Annotated in this window: 17 protein-coding genes; 7 read left to right on the top strand and 10 right to left on the bottom strand. The window is 48.0% G+C overall.

All coding sequences use genetic code 11. The features are described 5' to 3' along the window. Positions 1 to 26: 26 nt before the first annotated feature. The 3 genes from AC58VC_RS29290 to AC58VC_RS29280 all read right to left on the bottom strand — a co-directional run bounded on the left by AC58VC_RS29290 (position 27) and on the right by AC58VC_RS29280 (position 3,403). Entirely contained in the window at positions 27 to 1,319 is a 1,293-nt protein-coding gene (locus AC58VC_RS29290; RefSeq protein ID WP_497374032.1) for a hypothetical protein, read from the bottom strand. Beyond that, positions 1,306 to 1,872: an RNA polymerase sigma factor gene (locus AC58VC_RS29285; RefSeq protein ID WP_145667779.1), complete on the bottom strand. Its 567-nt coding sequence runs from the start codon at positions 1,870 to 1,872 to the stop codon at positions 1,306 to 1,308. The genes AC58VC_RS29290 and AC58VC_RS29285 overlap by 14 nt, the downstream gene beginning before the upstream one ends. A gap of 268 nt (positions 1,873 to 2,140) precedes the next feature. Further along, complete coding sequence (locus tag AC58VC_RS29280) at positions 2,141 to 3,403, bottom strand: hypothetical protein (RefSeq protein ID WP_497374030.1); 1,263 nt, start codon at positions 3,401 to 3,403, stop codon at positions 2,141 to 2,143. Positions 3,404 to 3,580: 177 nt separating this feature from the next. Here AC58VC_RS29280 and AC58VC_RS29275 point away from each other — a divergent pair, with 177 nt between their 5' ends. The 4 genes from AC58VC_RS29275 to AC58VC_RS29260 all read left to right on the top strand — a co-directional run bounded on the left by AC58VC_RS29275 (position 3,581) and on the right by AC58VC_RS29260 (position 7,087). Continuing rightward, positions 3,581 to 4,030: a hypothetical protein gene (locus AC58VC_RS29275; protein WP_497374028.1), complete on the top strand. Its 450-nt coding sequence runs from the start codon at positions 3,581 to 3,583 to the stop codon at positions 4,028 to 4,030. 245 nt (positions 4,031 to 4,275) lie between these two features. Continuing rightward, positions 4,276 to 5,505, top strand: coding sequence for an S-layer homology domain-containing protein (locus AC58VC_RS29270; protein ID WP_497374026.1), 1,230 nt, complete (start codon positions 4,276 to 4,278; stop codon positions 5,503 to 5,505). Positions 5,506 to 5,645: 140 nt separating this feature from the next. Beyond that, positions 5,646 to 6,335 carry an L-ribulose-5-phosphate 4-epimerase gene (araD, locus tag AC58VC_RS29265; protein WP_497374024.1) on the top strand — a complete coding sequence of 230 codons (690 nt, stop codon included), beginning with the start codon at positions 5,646 to 5,648 and terminating at the stop codon, positions 6,333 to 6,335. Between the two features lie 260 nt (positions 6,336 to 6,595). Next, positions 6,596 to 7,087 (top strand): GAF domain-containing protein, encoded by a 492-nt coding sequence (locus AC58VC_RS29260; RefSeq protein WP_497374022.1) that lies wholly within the window; start codon positions 6,596 to 6,598, stop codon positions 7,085 to 7,087. Here AC58VC_RS29260 and AC58VC_RS29255 read toward each other — a convergent pair. The 4 genes from AC58VC_RS29255 to AC58VC_RS29240 all read right to left on the bottom strand — a co-directional run bounded on the left by AC58VC_RS29255 (position 7,080) and on the right by AC58VC_RS29240 (position 9,791). Further along, the gene (locus tag AC58VC_RS29255) at positions 7,080 to 7,529 is read right to left on the bottom strand and encodes a PilZ domain-containing protein (protein WP_497374020.1); all 450 of its coding nucleotides are present in this window, start codon (positions 7,527 to 7,529) and stop codon (positions 7,080 to 7,082) included. The genes AC58VC_RS29260 and AC58VC_RS29255 overlap by 8 nt on opposite strands. A gap of 81 nt (positions 7,530 to 7,610) precedes the next feature. Next, positions 7,611 to 8,717 carry a polysaccharide deacetylase family protein gene (locus AC58VC_RS29250; RefSeq protein WP_497374018.1) on the bottom strand — a complete coding sequence of 369 codons (1,107 nt, stop codon included), beginning with the start codon at positions 8,715 to 8,717 and terminating at the stop codon, positions 7,611 to 7,613. Positions 8,718 to 8,826: 109 nt separating this feature from the next. After that, positions 8,827 to 9,468 (bottom strand): thiamine diphosphokinase, encoded by a 642-nt coding sequence (locus tag AC58VC_RS29245; RefSeq protein ID WP_497374016.1) that lies wholly within the window; start codon positions 9,466 to 9,468, stop codon positions 8,827 to 8,829. 89 nt (positions 9,469 to 9,557) lie between these two features. Continuing rightward, positions 9,558 to 9,791 (bottom strand): hypothetical protein, encoded by a 234-nt coding sequence (locus tag AC58VC_RS29240; RefSeq protein WP_145667771.1) that lies wholly within the window; start codon positions 9,789 to 9,791, stop codon positions 9,558 to 9,560. 136 nt (positions 9,792 to 9,927) lie between these two features. Between AC58VC_RS29240 and AC58VC_RS29235 the strand changes: the two genes are divergently transcribed. Continuing rightward, positions 9,928 to 10,662: a DUF554 domain-containing protein gene (locus AC58VC_RS29235; protein WP_497374014.1), complete on the top strand. Its 735-nt coding sequence runs from the start codon at positions 9,928 to 9,930 to the stop codon at positions 10,660 to 10,662. Here AC58VC_RS29235 and AC58VC_RS29230 read toward each other — a convergent pair. Next, entirely contained in the window at positions 10,659 to 11,360 is a 702-nt protein-coding gene (locus tag AC58VC_RS29230; RefSeq protein WP_145667767.1) for a response regulator, read from the bottom strand. The genes AC58VC_RS29235 and AC58VC_RS29230 overlap by 4 nt on opposite strands. A 318-nt stretch (positions 11,361 to 11,678) precedes the next feature. Between AC58VC_RS29230 and AC58VC_RS29225 the strand changes: the two genes are divergently transcribed. Both AC58VC_RS29225 and AC58VC_RS29220 read left to right on the top strand, forming a co-directional pair. Next, on the top strand, positions 11,679 to 12,608 hold the full coding sequence (locus tag AC58VC_RS29225) for a diguanylate cyclase domain-containing protein (protein ID WP_497374012.1): 930 nt from the start codon (positions 11,679 to 11,681) through the stop codon (positions 12,606 to 12,608). 152 nt (positions 12,609 to 12,760) lie between these two features. After that, entirely contained in the window at positions 12,761 to 14,395 is a 1,635-nt protein-coding gene (locus AC58VC_RS29220) for an S-layer homology domain-containing protein (RefSeq protein ID WP_497374010.1), read from the top strand. A 59-nt stretch (positions 14,396 to 14,454) separates the two neighbouring features. Here AC58VC_RS29220 and AC58VC_RS29215 read toward each other — a convergent pair whose 3' ends face one another. Together AC58VC_RS29215 and AC58VC_RS29210 are read right to left on the bottom strand one after the other, a co-directional pair. Continuing rightward, positions 14,455 to 14,916, bottom strand: coding sequence for a spore germination protein GerPE (locus AC58VC_RS29215; protein WP_497374008.1), 462 nt, complete (start codon positions 14,914 to 14,916; stop codon positions 14,455 to 14,457). 2 nt (positions 14,917 to 14,918) lie between these two features. Continuing rightward, positions 14,919 to 15,098 (bottom strand): spore germination protein GerPD, encoded by a 180-nt coding sequence (locus tag AC58VC_RS29210; protein WP_497374328.1) that lies wholly within the window; start codon positions 15,096 to 15,098, stop codon positions 14,919 to 14,921. Position 15,099 lies beyond the last annotated feature (1 nt).

Here is a 15,099-nt window from a genome sequence, read left to right as displayed (position 1 = left end):
AACTGGAGAACGGATCCTTAATCTGCTTAATAGTCAATCGACGGAACAAGCTTATCCGTCTCTGGTGCTAAATATCGGCCAACCTTATCGATCCATTCCTCGACGTAATGGTCTGTGGCCCACTGCGCCATAACAAGCTGCTCGCCGGGGAGAAGATCCAGCATGAGCTGCGGATCATTGCCTGGTGCCTGACCGTAGGGATAGAACTTGAGCTTGCCATCCTCAAAGATGACGAGCATATCGTTCATCGGTGAAGTCAGAGCGTCGGTCGCTTGCGGCCAAGAGGACTGAATCCCGTTCCAGTTGCAGCATAGATCGTCATGGTTGACGACTTTATCGGGCAGCTCTCGCGGGAAGTCATGCAGTGCATAGCTGTCTGGTGCTGCCGCAGCGGCTGTGACATGCGGTGTTTCAGCGACCTTGCCAACCCAATGGCCCGGTTCGCGCTGAACCGTCCAGCTTTGGCCAGACACCTCGCCGCGCAAACTGCTGGATATACTTGCAAGCACACCGCTGATATTCGTGTTAGTGCCGTAGACATCGGCGATAGACACATGATTCTTGTCCACCGGTTTATTGTAGAACTCGACGGTGTGCCCTTCTTTTAATTGCGGCAGACTGCGGACCCAGATGCGATCCGCTTGATAGGGCGCGCCGCCACGCAAAGTCTGTTCCGACTCGGCAATAGATACATATTGATTCCCCGCAAACAGCAGGGTTTCTGTCCGATTGAGCTGTTCGCTTTCCTGATCAGGGAAAGCTTCCGGCTTCACAGGCTGATCCGCCAAATGAGCGGATAAATAGTGGAACTCATCCGTTTTGGTTCGATGGACTAGCGAATCGATCTTCCAGAAGTTTTGCTTATAAGGCATAAGAATTCCTGTGCCTTCGGAAGTTTTCTGCAGCTGCCCGCGAACTGGCGCGATCAGCATCGTGCGATAAGTACTATAGCGCATGGGTTTCAGCACGCGTCCAGGTTCGCTGGCAGGTTCATGCTCCGTTCTTAAACCAATCAACAGAGCCGTGGTAATCGGCGCAGGAGAGAGGCTTAAGGATGCTGTTGTTGCCGTGACGGCTGTATCTGTCGCAGGTGCGGCATCACTTTGGGTATGTAACGTATTCCAAGGGAAAAGCAAGATTACGGCAGCGATCGCACCGACGCCTGCGAAGCAAAGCACGGGTTTGATCCTTGGCTTCGTTCGTTCTTTGCGCTCAACCGCTTCTTCAATATCACGCTGAAGCTTGGAAGTAAAGCCGGGGCGCTCTAGCGGTCCTGATTCCAATTGCTTGCGTAAATCATCCGGATCAGGATTGTTCAAGAGCCTCACGCTCCTTCAATTTGACCACCTTGAGTCTGGCGTGATGAAGCCGTGATTTAACGGTTCCCTCCGAAATATTAAGAATAGACGCCATTTCTTTCGTTGAGAGCTGATAGTGGGCATGCAAAATAAGAATTTCCCGATATTTCGGTGGGAGGGAAATTACTTTTTTCCAAATATCGCTAGCGTATAATTTCTCCATTGCTTCTGTTTCGGCGGAGTTCGATGTACCCGCTGATTGAATGAAGCCAACAAGGGTCACTTTGCGCCAGAAAGCTTTGCGTAAATAGTCATAAGTTGTATTACGTGTAATGGTAAGAAGCCAGGTTTTGACCGAAGCCTCGCCGCGGAATGTAGTAAGATTGCGATAAACTTTTAGGAAGGCATCTTGGGCAATATCATCAGCCAAATCGGAGTTACGGCAAATGCTGAAGGCGTAATTCCAAACATCATTTCCATAGGTCTCCATCAAATTACGAAGAATTACTTTTTGATCCGTCGTTTCAGATACGTACTTTAAATACTCAAATACATGGACACCGGTCGTCTCCATTCTCTCACCTCACTGAATTAGACGCTTGCAGGTTAGAAAAAGTTCGCAAAACGCCCAAAATATTTTACGGAACAATCCCATACCTATATCATTCGCAAGGATATTGCCGCAAGAGTCGGAGAATGAAGTTAAATTTGGAGAAAGAGATAGGTCGGAATCAAGAGGAGATTGGCGCTGGGGAAGAGAATCGTTCCTTTATATAGAAAAGGCGCGTTCTGCAACTGTCTGGCCGAAACGGCTAAAGTGTTCTAACGTGTTGTTCAGCCGTTTAAAGGGCAGAATCAGCGTGTTTGCGATCGATTTTCCCCACTGTAATAGCTTTGTAACGCCAAAAAGTTTCATGAATAAGCGCAGCTTCTTCTTCATTTAGATACTGTACAAGAACGGTCACTTCGGGAAGTTTATGCTTTTGATGAGGGAGGCTATGCTTGGATTTGATGAGGAGCCCGATGCCAAACCCAAGCAGGAAGCCGCCAAAACCGTAGATAAGTCCCCAAATGATTGGACCCCATTCTAAGATGAAGCCTAGACTGATCCCTAAGACACTGCAGGCTGTTGCGCTGGCAAAGCCAATTTCAACGGATTTAGCTGTTTGATCAAAGCGTTGATCAACAATGGATAGTGATTTGTCTGCATGGGCATCCATGAGGACAGGACGAATCCGGCTTGGATGAATACCTCTGTGCTCCAGCATGCTTAAAGCTTGTTCTAACTCCGTACAATGCTCAAATGTGCCAATCATCAACAAAGGGGAGTTCATTTCGGTACCATTCATCGGTGCTATCCTGGCCTTCTCATAATAATCGGTTAAATATTGGCGCTGTGTGATGCGGAAGAGCCGATTTTGTTCAATCGCACTTGTATAAGAGTGGTACATAGCACCTCCTAGAACGGAAGGCATGAACATGAGCCACTGAGGGTTCAGAATACTGACAACCATTTGATTATGTCCCAAGATGAGAGCCATAAGCGCCTCATAGAAGTGAGAAAATGTGAGATAAATCCACCACCAGAGAATCCCGTAAAAGCCAAGCCAAATGTGCTTGTTGTAAAGCTGCCCAAGACCTGGAAAAAGGAATGAGCAATAGGCGGCAATAAGTGGTCTCTTCTTCTCAAGAAACTGGATGCCGGTTGAACGCATGAGATGTACGGGGATTCTCCCGTTTTCTAAGATAGCCAGCTCGTAGTGCTTATTGACTTCGATAGAACAGCGATAGCTGTCCCAGATCGCAAAGAAATAAATAAACATATAACCAAATAGCCACCCAGGATGCAAAACTTGCTTTGCCATCGCGAAATTCCCGCTAAACGAATACACCATAGCTAGATTGATTTTGGCCAATGAATTAATAATGACTTCAGAAAGCGTTAACAGAACACCTGTCGCATTTTTGTACATGAGCAGATGTCCAAAGCCAGGGAAGGAGGCCGACCACCAGGCAACCATGTAGGGGTTACGTCGCTGGGCATAGATAATATCGAACCTTCTGACAGCAGCCATTGTCCATCTGGGGGTGGAATGTGTTGGCAAAGAAAACCCGTCCTCTTCACTTCAAAATGTCTTTGGACTAGTATCACAATTATTGGTATTTTTTATGCAAATCATAGGCCGAAACTGAATTGCAGCCTTGACAATATTAGGTATTAGCACGCAATATGTAGGAAGGATACTGCATGTAAATCAGGTCCTATGGAGAGGAAGAACACGATGAATTTCGTTGAGCATGTCATGGATCACCTGCGTTCCGGAGTCATTAACAATTACCCTCAGCCAGTTGCTTTGAATTTGGGCTTAGTGTATACCGTTAAACTGGAAGATAAGAAGACGAATTTAATTTGGCTGCCTTTTGAATATACAGGTCTTGCATATGTAGATATGGGGCGACAGGTCAATGTGCATCCTTACTACAGAGGTGTGATTTTTGAGGAGATTGAACTCTCTCGGGGAACGGATCTTCACAAGCCCCAAACAGAAGAGGCTTTTGTGAAAGCCATATTCCTGAAAAGCTTCGAGATGCATCAGCTGCTGCAGCAGGAGAAATATGCCTACCTGCAAGGGAATGCGCCGGACTTCCTGACGAAAATGTTATACATAACCGATTGGCTGCGTTACTATAATTCAATGAAAACCGTAGGCGCTGGCAGAAAGTTAGGCTAGGTGCTGGCATAGTGGGACTATATTATCTACGTATGTAGAGGATATGGTCCTTTTTGATATGCAGAAAGACGGAGTCAGCTTCTCTTATTTAAACTAGGCCCTGCGGCTATAGACCCACGCCTGCTAGTGCTTGGCGCGTCTCTCTTACTAGGCTTTAAGGCTATTCTCAAAGGTTAATAGAAGCCTTATCCTAGAGAATGGTACAAGTTGGTACCGAAAATTTGTAGAGAGCGGAGAATCTTAACATGGGGCAGTTGAATAAATGGATAGCCATAGCAGTGGTTTGCTGTGTAATGACCATAGGGGTTGGACAAACAAGAAGTGAAGCGGCGGGTCTGTCAGACGTGCGAGGTCACTGGGCAGAGCAGACAATTACCCAGATGGCGCAGCAAGGGCTGCTGGACGGCTTCCCAGATGGGACGTTTCGACCAGATGATGCCGTGACGGCTGACCAATTTGTGAAAATCGTTTTACTTGCTTTTACAGACAAGTTTCCGAATGGCGAGCGCAATTGGAAAACAAGCTTTCTGCAAGCATTAAGCGCGGGCAATCAGAGCATTTTGAAACAGGATTACCGGGATTTCACGTTCAAGCCAAGCACGGTCGGGTATTGGGCGAAGCCGTACTTGGATCTGGCCAGCGATCTTCATTTCATTAGTAAGGGACAATTTACGGACTATAAGGCGAAGCTGAAACGCGAAGACGTAGCGGAGATTTTGTATTACCTGCTGAAGGAAACAGAGTATTTGGAAGATGAGGTATACAGCCTCAAAGCAGCTTCTCAATTCGGTGATCTGCAAAGTGCGACGACCAGGCAGCAGAAATTTATTGGCGAAGCTATGACGAAGGGGATTATGGAAGGGTACCCAAATGGGTATTTTGGTGTGGGTCGAGATGTTACCCGTGCGGAAGCCTTGCAAATTATTACTCGATTGCAGACGAAGTCCAAGCGGATCAGTGTGAAGAACGAAGGGGACGCTTTCATCAAAGTCGTTCCAACCAAGGATGGCAGCTATAAAAAGCTGATATTCCCTGATCAGCGTATGCTTGATGCCTATAGCATGATGGAAGATGCAGGCAAGCTTCGCGGGACGAACTACGATTTGGAAGAAACAACGCTCCGCCTGTTCCGGGATGCGGATGCCAAAGCACTCGCCGTGAACGGAGCGACGGCTGGTGTGCGTAATAGCAATGAGGCTTCGCTGTGGCTTGATCCTCAATTTCTGACTTATGGCGTAACGGTTCGCCTTGAGGATGGAACTCTAGCCCGCAATATGGAAAGCATTCGCAAGTTTACGGATTTCCTTTTTGGATATGATGCGGATATCTTCTACCGCCATTTCACGGATGCGTGTGAGCGCGCAGCAGCGAAGGGCGTATTGGAAACAACGACGAAGCAAATTGGCAGTTTCTCCGTAGAAACGCGGCTTGAGCCAGATGGCAAAACCATTATTTTTTCAATCATACATGCTTAATCATTAACGGCATAAAGTTTGAGGTGTACATACAAGTTGTACACCTCAAACTTTATCTCCTCACTATCTAGATAACATGTACGTACAAGTGTATAATAGTACATTATACGTACATTCCTATCGGAAGGTGTTGAGTACACGTGCTGGAGAGTTTGAAACAAGCGGTACTGGAAGCAAATTTGGATTTGCCGAAATATCGGCTCGTAACATTTACGTGGGGCAATGTCAGCGGGATTGACCGGGAGCAAGGGCTTGTTGTGATCAAGCCTAGCGGTGTGCCTTACGAGGACTTGAAGGCCGAAGATCTTGTTGTCGTTGATCTGGAAGGCCGAGTTGTAGAAGGCACGCTGAAGCCTTCCTCAGATACGCCAACCCATTTGGCGTTGTACCGGGCATTCCCGGCCATTGGCGGGATTGTCCACACGCATTCGCCGTGGGCGACAAGCTGGGCGCAGGCCGGGAGAGGCATCCCTGCGCTGGGGACAACCCATGCGGACTACTTCTATGGCGAAGTGCCCTGCACACGTCTCATGACGGAGGCTGAGATTAAAGGAGCCTACGAGCTGGAGACGGGCAACGTCATCATCGAGACGTTCCGAGATCTCGACCCGGCGATGGTGCCGGGTGTGCTGGTGAACTGCCATGCCCCGTTCAGTTGGGGGAAGGATCCGCACAATGCGGTGCATAACGCGGTTGTGCTCGAAGAGGTGGCGAAGATCGCTTATCGCACCTTCCAGTTGAACCCGGCGATCCAGCCAATGGATCAAACGCTGCTGGATCGGCACTTCCTGAGAAAACACGGAGTTAACGCGTATTACGGGCAGAAATAAAAGCAGGACAGTTGGCATCTCGCGGATGCTGGCTGTTTTTTTTTATTGCCCTTGGAGCAAGGAACGGTGCTGTCTATAAGGCGCCTCAATTGAAATAGCTGAGTGGCCCAGCGCCCAGGGGACGGTCAGACTAAGGCACTCAGTAGCCCAGCGATCTAATTTAGGTGGATAGTGAAGTAAATCTTATCCTTTGGCGGAGATGTACACTTTTTGGTATGATGAGAGAGTAAGAATGTTAAGGGGAAGAAGGATGATCAGTGATGTTTGCAAAGTCAGGTTATGAAGGAACAAGAGAAGAGAATTATACCTTGCTGATTCAGCAAGTTAAAGCATTGATACATGATGAACCGAACCGAATTGCCAACTTGGCGAATGCAGCGTCGCTGCTCGGACAGTTTTTGACAGATGTGAATTGGGTAGGTTTCTACCTGGTGGACAAGACGCAAGAGAAGGAAGAGCTCGTTCTGGGGCCTTTCCAAGGATTGCCGGCATGCGTACGGATTCCGCTAGGTAAAGGAGTTTGCGGTACGTCTGCTCAGCTTCGGGAAACGGTGCTTGTACCGGACGTTCATGCGTTCCCGGGTCATATTGCCTGCGATGCCGCTTCGCAATCGGAAATTGTCGTTCCTATCCTTCTCGGGGATGAGTTGATCGGTGTGCTGGATATCGATAGCCCTAGTCTCAACCGTTTTGATGAACTTGATCAGCGCTATTTGGAGCAGTTCGTGCAGGCGCTCGCTGCTGCTATGTAATGTCGTAGGACATCGAATAAATATCTTCCATATCTTCATCGGAAGTAAAGCTGCAGCTTGCCAGTACGTTGGTATGCCTTAAGCGAGAACCTAACATAATCAGGTGACTAGTCAACTGATGTTCGATCGCCTTGTCTGCGATGCTGAATTCAATCCCGTATTCATAGAGGGAGGGGTTCAGCATCGTTTTTCGTTTAATGATCCCTAGTATTTTCATTTCTTGATGAAACAGATGAAAAGTAAATTCCAATAGCAAGCTCATCTCGGTAGGAAGATTCAAGGGCGTGTGCATGCGAATGCCGCCTGAGCTGATATCCTTAATCATGATTTTGGAATGCTTCGTGTCTGTAGCTTTATTTTTGATCCCTATAATCTTGAAAAGGGCGGTTAAGGGTATTTGGAGATGCAGCCGGAAACTGGAGCGTTTATTTGGTTGTGACATGAAGATGCTCCTCTTAATTAATAGGTATATTATACTATAAGAGCAGATATTTTGAACCGTATATCCACAAAGAAAAGCCCCTTATTTGAGCTTAAGGAGCTTGGCTTCGAATGCTTGTAAATCTTCTTCTCCATTAACAAAAAGCCTTTTCAGCAGGAAAGGGGACTGCTCATTTGTTGCTAATCCTTGATCGATTGTAAAAGCATATCGAAATCCATGCTGTTTTAAAAGCTTCAGCGTCGTTTTGTTACGTTCACCGTATGGATAGCAAAAGACATCGGCTTTCGTTCCCAGATGCTCCTCAATGAGCTTTCTGGCTTCTACGATTTCGTAGGCTTGCTCCTCTGCCGTCAGCTTGGGGAGGTGAGGATGCGACATGCCGTGCGGCTGAATAGCCCAGCCTCCTGCTTGCATCTTCTTAATCTGCTCCCAATTGAGATAGCCGTCCTGCTCCGTCATGCCAGGGGAAACAAAGAGAGTGGCAGGGAACCCGTATTTAGCCAGTATCGGCATAGCCTGCTCATAGTTATCGAGATAGCCGTCATCGAATGTTAGCAGTACAGGCTTCTCTGGGGCTTTCTCGGATATGTCTCCTTCCAGAAGACGAATAAATGCTTCTAATGAGAGCGGCGTGTAGCCATGATCGTGCAAATACGCCATTTGCTCTGCCAGCTTCTCCGGAGTTATGACGACAATATTCCCTGGATCTATCGCTACACTGTGGTAGTTGAGCACGGGAATGCCGACTTTGGACGAAGGCTTGCCCGTGATCTTTTGTGGAACAATAGGGACATAAATGTTCGTAGTTACGGAGGGGGGAGTCGGCTTCGTGTCCACGGAGAGTGGAAGAAACAGCGTATACCCTGCGTTGGAATCTTGCTCGAGTTCGGCACCAGGTTCGGCGCCAGGTTCAGCGCTAGGATCAGCATCGGGCACAGAATTAGGCACTGTATCGGACGCCGCATCTGGTACCGGACTAGACGCCGTAACAGGTTCACCTTTTAGCTGGGGCTCGTCCGCTTGTAGAGCGGGGAGCTCCGGCCGCACATCATCAGCAGCAGCTACGTCAGCTGCCTCCTCAGTTCCGTAGTTCGCGGCGGGAAGGCAGCTAACTAAGAGCAGCAGCAATATCGTGAAAATCCCGATAAATAACGAAAACGACAGGATTTCCTTTCTTCGAAAGCTCATAGGCACACCAACCATTTCTAGAGGAATATTCTATTACTCTATTTGTAAGCAATGGTTGGAAGAATTATACCTAATCCGTTGAAGAGATTACTGGAAATACCGAAACTTGTTAATCTTTGCTTTGAATAACCAGGAGGAGGCCTGTCTGAAGCTCGATGAGACCTTCTGGTTCCTTGAGTATATTACTGATCCCGAGGGATTGGCCGATCTCTAACGTCGCTTGATGAAGCGGATATGCGAAGCCATGGAGTGTAATTCCGGTAACTTCTAGACTGAGCGGAAGCAGAGAGATGTGCGAATAGCTTCCACGCTCAATGCGAGTCGTTTGATTCATAACGATAATTTGGTTGTTGGCATCGATAATGGAGCAGGCAATGCCAAGCTCCGTTCCTTTGCGAAGCAGATGAACATTAGCTAATGAATGATCAAAACGAGTGCCCAGGGCACCCAGCAGGATGATTTGTTCAGGCTGCTCAGCTAGAGCCCAATTGAAGGCCATCTCTGTGTCCGTCAAATCTTTATGAATAGGATCGCATTCGATAAACGAAACGCTTGAAGAACGAATAAGGCCTAACTCTTCAGCTGTTACTGAGTCGAAATCCCCTAGTGAAATATGAGGCTTATAGCCATGCTGAATCAAATACAAGGCACCGCGGTCTGAGCCAACTAGCACATCGTCCTCTTGAATGATACCCAGAGCCCAATCCCCAAGTGTACCGCCAGTTACAATAATAATTCGTTTCCCGTTCATGCTTGTTCCCCCAGCGCTTAGTATCATCCCCTTAGTATACCATATTGAGGCAAAAAACCGAGCTGCATCCTAGCAGCCCGGTTCTAAGATTAGGTTCGGTTATCGACGCGCTTGCGCATAGGATTAAGCTCTGTTTGATCGTGATCAATCTCGGCTTCTTCCGCGAAGCCCTGCAATTCCCAAGTTGTTCGGCCAAGCACGAGGTCCGCAGGAAATTCATCACCGCGTTTGAGGGTAACCTCTTGCCCTGCCTCATTGGCATAAATACCGTCTGTCTCCACAATATCGCCTGTCATCGGTTCCATTGTTTTGTCTTTAGCCATGCCGTATTCCTCCTTTCCTGTTGCTTACCCATACCATTTCCAAGGATGGAGGAAATTATGAGTAGAATCATGTAGAATGATAAGGTTGTCATATACGGAATACATACTTTTGTCAGGCAGAAAGGAAATGAACAGAATGGCATTATGGGGAACGATCGTGAATGCTGCCGCCATTATCCTAGGGGGATTATTGGGGCTGCTTCTGCCGCGTATCTCGGAAGGCATAAAAAGCACAGTCATGCAGGGCCTAGGCCTCGCAATTACTGTGCTGGGGATTACCATGGCTTTGAAATCGAGTCAAATTGTACTAGTCATTTTAAGCGTCGTCATCGGAGGCATTCTGGGAGAACTGCTCCGCATCGAATACCGGTTAGGTCAGCTTGGTGACTGGCTGCAGGCGCAAATGCACAAACGCTCTTCGCAACACCACGGCAGCGTATCCGAAGGTTTCGTAACATGCACGCTGATCTATTGCATCGGAGCTATGGCGATTCTGGGTCCGCTGGACAGCGGCTTGCGGCATAATCATGATATTTTGTACACGAAAGCGTTGCTGGATGGCTTCCTATCCATTATCTTCGCTTCAACTTTAGGCGTAGGTGTGATCTTCTCAGCCGTATCCGTTTTCATCATGCAAGGAACGATTGCATTGGCCGCAACTTTGATCGCCATGGCATTTAGCCAAGCGTCACTGGATGCGATGATCATTCAAATTACAGCCGTTGGCGGTATTCTGGTAATTGGCGTAGGCATCAACATTCTTCAAATTAGAAAAATAAATGTTGCTAATATGCTTCCGGCTCTTGTTATAGCGGCAGCCGCCGTGCCTCTGCAGAATCATTTCTCCGCTTGGTGGGAGCGATTGTTCTAGACCGCAGAACCGTTAAATTTGTAGCCGACACCGCGTACAGTGATAATGTACCGAGGATCAGCCGGATTCACTTCAATTTTCTTGCGTAGATTGCTGATATGTACAATGAGCGTTCGCGGGTCACCCATACTATCCAGGCTCCAGATAAGCTCAAACAAATGCTCGATTTTGTAAACTCGGTTAGGAGTCTTGGCCATAAGGGAAAGTAAATCGAATTCTTTGGCGGATAACGAGATGGTCTGCCCATTCACACGAACGATGTGGCTCACTAGATCAATCTCAAGACCAGGAAACTTCACCAACTGCGGATCATCCTGATGCTGTTCGCGGATCGAATTGCGGCGTAGAAGGGCCTTCACCCTTGCAACAAGCTGACTAGGGCTGAAAGGTTTCGTCATATAATCGTCGCCGCCCATGCTGAGTCCAAGAATGATATCGATATCCTCGCTTTTACAGGAGATGAACAGAATTGGCGTATTACTGGTTTTGCGGAGCTGTCGGCAAACTTCTATGCCATCAAGTCCTGGCAGCAGAATGTCCAGAACAATTAGATCGGGTTTATATTCCTTAACGATCTCAAAAACATCTTGTCCATTGTTGGCGCTGATGACTTTGTATCCTTCTCTTGCTAAATAGAGTTGGATCAGTTGCACAATTTCTTGTTCATCATCCACGACTAAAATTGTTTCTCCTGCCATACTAGAAATCCTCCTCGGTAACGGAACGGCTCATGATGGGAGCGGAGAATCCGCTCACAAATATTACCTTCATTATAGAACGATTCTCCTAAAAATTTCTATCCTTTTATTGACAGATCGCGAGATTTGGTGTGGTTTCTAGTAGAAAGAGGGTACTTTGCCCTATTGCTAGCGCGAACTTTAGCAAAAAAGGAAGAAAATGGACGAAAACAAGCTTTATTTGACGCAAATTTTAGCTTGCCTTTATGAAATCTTTATGTTCCCATGCTAATCTACCCTTGTCTCTATGCATGAGTAGAGAAGGGGGCGACGAAAGTAATGAGTCATTCGACTGATTTGAATTCGGTCACACATCCATGGTTGCAGAAGGATAACTTCGTACGCCAATTTATTGAGCGGGCTTGGGATTTGTTTTGCATGTTCGATATTCATGGAAATTTAACCTATGCGTCCAAGAGCTTTAACCCCGTGATCGGCCTTATCCCTGAGGATTTTCAACAAATTGTAGACTTTGTCGATTCTGAATATCGGATGGATATCCATAAAATGTTTATCAAAACCTTGCAGACGAGCAGCAGCAGTAAGCTGGAGTTTCGTATGAAAGGGACCAGTGAGAGCTTCAACTGGTTTGAATGTACCGCGATACCGATTTGTAATGAGGAAGGAAACCTCACAGAGATTTGTTTCATGCTTAACGACATTACGCTGCGCAAGAATCATGAGAGCCGGCTAATCGCCATGGCTTTCCATGATCCATTGACGGGTTTGCCTAACCGGCGGCTGTTCAAGGAGCAATTGCAGCAAATGTTTTTGCAGGCTAAACGAACGAATAGGCCTTTCGCGCTTTTATATGTAGATATCGATGATTTTAAAATGATCAATGACACGATGGGTCACGATGTGGGCGACGCCTTCTTGCAGAACTTTGCCAATCGTATTCAAGGCTGCCTTCGCGAGGTCGATTTATTTGCCCGGATGGGTGGAGATGAATTCGCAATTCTGCTGCCGTCCGTAGATTGCGGGGAGCATGTGAATAGCGTGGCTAAGCGAATCCTGCATGGCGTGGATCAGCCATGGGATGTTCTAGGCCATCTGTTTAGAGCTACGGTCAGCATGGGAATTACGATGTATAACGCAGACAAGGCGGACGCATCGCAAATGATGAAAGAAGTGGATATCGCGCTCTATCAAGTGAAGAGCAAGGGCCGAAACCACTTCCAATTTTATCAAGAAACGATAGACGAATAGAGACTTTTCAATTAACCGCTATAGGGGCAATAGCCTGCTGTATAGCGGTTTTTTTGCGTTCACCAATATTTACAACTAGCGATTTAATGCGCTTTCTAAGATGATAGAGTAATGACGATTTCAGAGATTGCTAGAGAAGGGAATGAGTGTAAATGCCGACGAACAAGCGATGGCGTAAATTCGTTGCTATACTAGCAGCAGCGGGGATACTGACGATAGCAGCAAGCTCAGAACCTCACGATGCTCTGGCCCAAGCTAGTTCGGAGCAGGGTAAATTCAATATGTCATATATGTATTTTGGAAATCCGAGTACGTATACATCACAAGTGGACAAAAGTGGGCAAACGCTCGATGTTGTTGCTCCTAGCTATTTTCATTTAAACACAGATGGCAGCTTGGAACTATCCGATTCCCTGCTAGCTTCTTTCATTGCAGACATGCATCAGAGGGGAAAACGGGTTGTTCCGTTTCTTAGCAATGATTTTGATCGGTCACTTGGAGAGAAAGCGATCGATAATCGCGAAGCGCTGGCGGATCAAATTGTTAAGGCCATTCAGGATAACAACCTCGATGGGATTCAATTCGATATCGAAAATGTGGATGCCGCTTACCGGGATAAATACACCGATCTGGTGAAAATCATTCGCGAAAAACTAAGCGGTGATAAGGAAGTTTCCGTCGCAGTGGCGGCTAATCCAACGGGTACAACACAAGGATGGACAGGTCTGTATGATTATAAGGCGTTAGCCGCTGTTAGTGATTACTTAATGGTCATGGCTTATGACGAAAGCTATCCTGGCGACACGACGCCTGGACCTGTGGCTAGTTTGCCCTTTGTAGAGAAGTCGATTCAATATGCGATTTCACAAGCCCCTGTGGATAAAATCGTGCTCGGGATACCGTTTTACGGAAGGTATTGGAATCAAAATGCTGCTGATAACGGAGCAGGCGTGTCTGCTCAAACTCTAAGCAAGCTTACCCAAACGTATGGGGGCACGGTTCGTTTCGACACCGCTAGCCAGTCTCCCGTTGCCTCTTTTACAATTCGTCCAACGGATGAGCCGTTTAGCATTAACGGCAATAACCTAGAGCCAGGCGATTACACGGTTTGGTTTGAGAACGAACAATCGTTGAAAGCGAAGTTGAAGCTGGTCAGCAAGTATAATTTGAAAGGTACTGGAAGCTGGAGTCTCAATCAGGAAACAGCGGATACCTGGGATTATTATGGTCTATGGGCTGACGGCTTCTATTTCACAGACGTACAGCAGCACTGGGCGAAAGAGGCTGTACTCGCCGCTGCGAACCGCGGCTGGATGCTAGGCACTGCCGCAGACCGGTTCGCGCCGGACGCGGCACTCACAAGAGCAGAAGCCGCGACGATCATCGTGCGCGCGCTGGGCTTGCAAGGCGAGGCAGCCAGCAGCGCCTCGTTCACGGATGTGCCTGCCAGCCACTGGGCCTGGCAGGATATCCGGATCGCGAAGAGCAGCGGGCTGATCCAAGGGATCAGCGACGAGCGCTTCGCACCGGATCAGATCATTACGCGGGAGGAGATGAGCATGCTGCTCTCCCGCGCTCTGCACTTGACTTCGCAGAGCGGCTCAGCCGCTGCGAAGAGCTTCTCTGACGTGCCGGCAGGCAGCTGGTCGTCGGAGGCTATTGCTGCGATGAGCAGCAATGGCCTTGTCGACGGCTACGCGAACGGCACGTTCCGCCCTAGCGCGTCCTTGACGCGCGCGGAGATGGCTGCGCTGCTAAGCCGCGCGCAGCCGCTGCTCACGAAGTGAGCACGCCAAAGAACCGCTTCCACCGAGTAGGGTGGGGGCGGTTCTTTGATTTGTAATCTTTACAAGCCAGGCGGCGGCTTGATGGCGGGCAGGACTTCGCCGATGACGTCTTCGGAGCCCAGTTTAATAAAGGTTTCCTTTTTATGGGGACCGGGCTTGTCGGTAACGAATTGACGGATGTTTTTAATTCGGGCTTCGCTTCCGATCAGACGGTTGCTGCCGATCTGGAGCACGGAGGTGGAATTAATGCCTAGAACTTTGATGCCCCGCACCCGGATAAAAGATCCCCAGTTATCCACACACATTGTAAATGGCTCAGGTGGTTGAGGTGTGGGAATAGGGCGTCGATAGAAAGGATAAGCTGCGAAGCTGCCTTCATTTCCGTAATAAATCGGAACTTCGCGCTGCACAGCGAAGACCCTGTTTTCCAGAGCGGTGGTGACATTATCTCCAACCTGCATGACGCTGCTTGCACCAATGGAATTCACATAGACATAGCCGACAATGGATAGGCGAGCCATCCTTATAACTCAGGTGGAAGCGGGACGAATGGCGAGATGATGACGGATTCCGGAGGTGTGTCGAACATCGAAGACAAGGAGATGACTTCTGTGTCACCGATGAGAAAGACGGAGGAGCTGGCCACCCCGACGATGCGTACATCACCTACGAAAATTTGCTTGTTTTCCACATGTAAGTTCATC

The organism is Paenibacillus sp. J22R67 (assembly GCF_059692175.1).
This window is presented reverse-complemented; position numbering and strand designations above follow the sequence as displayed.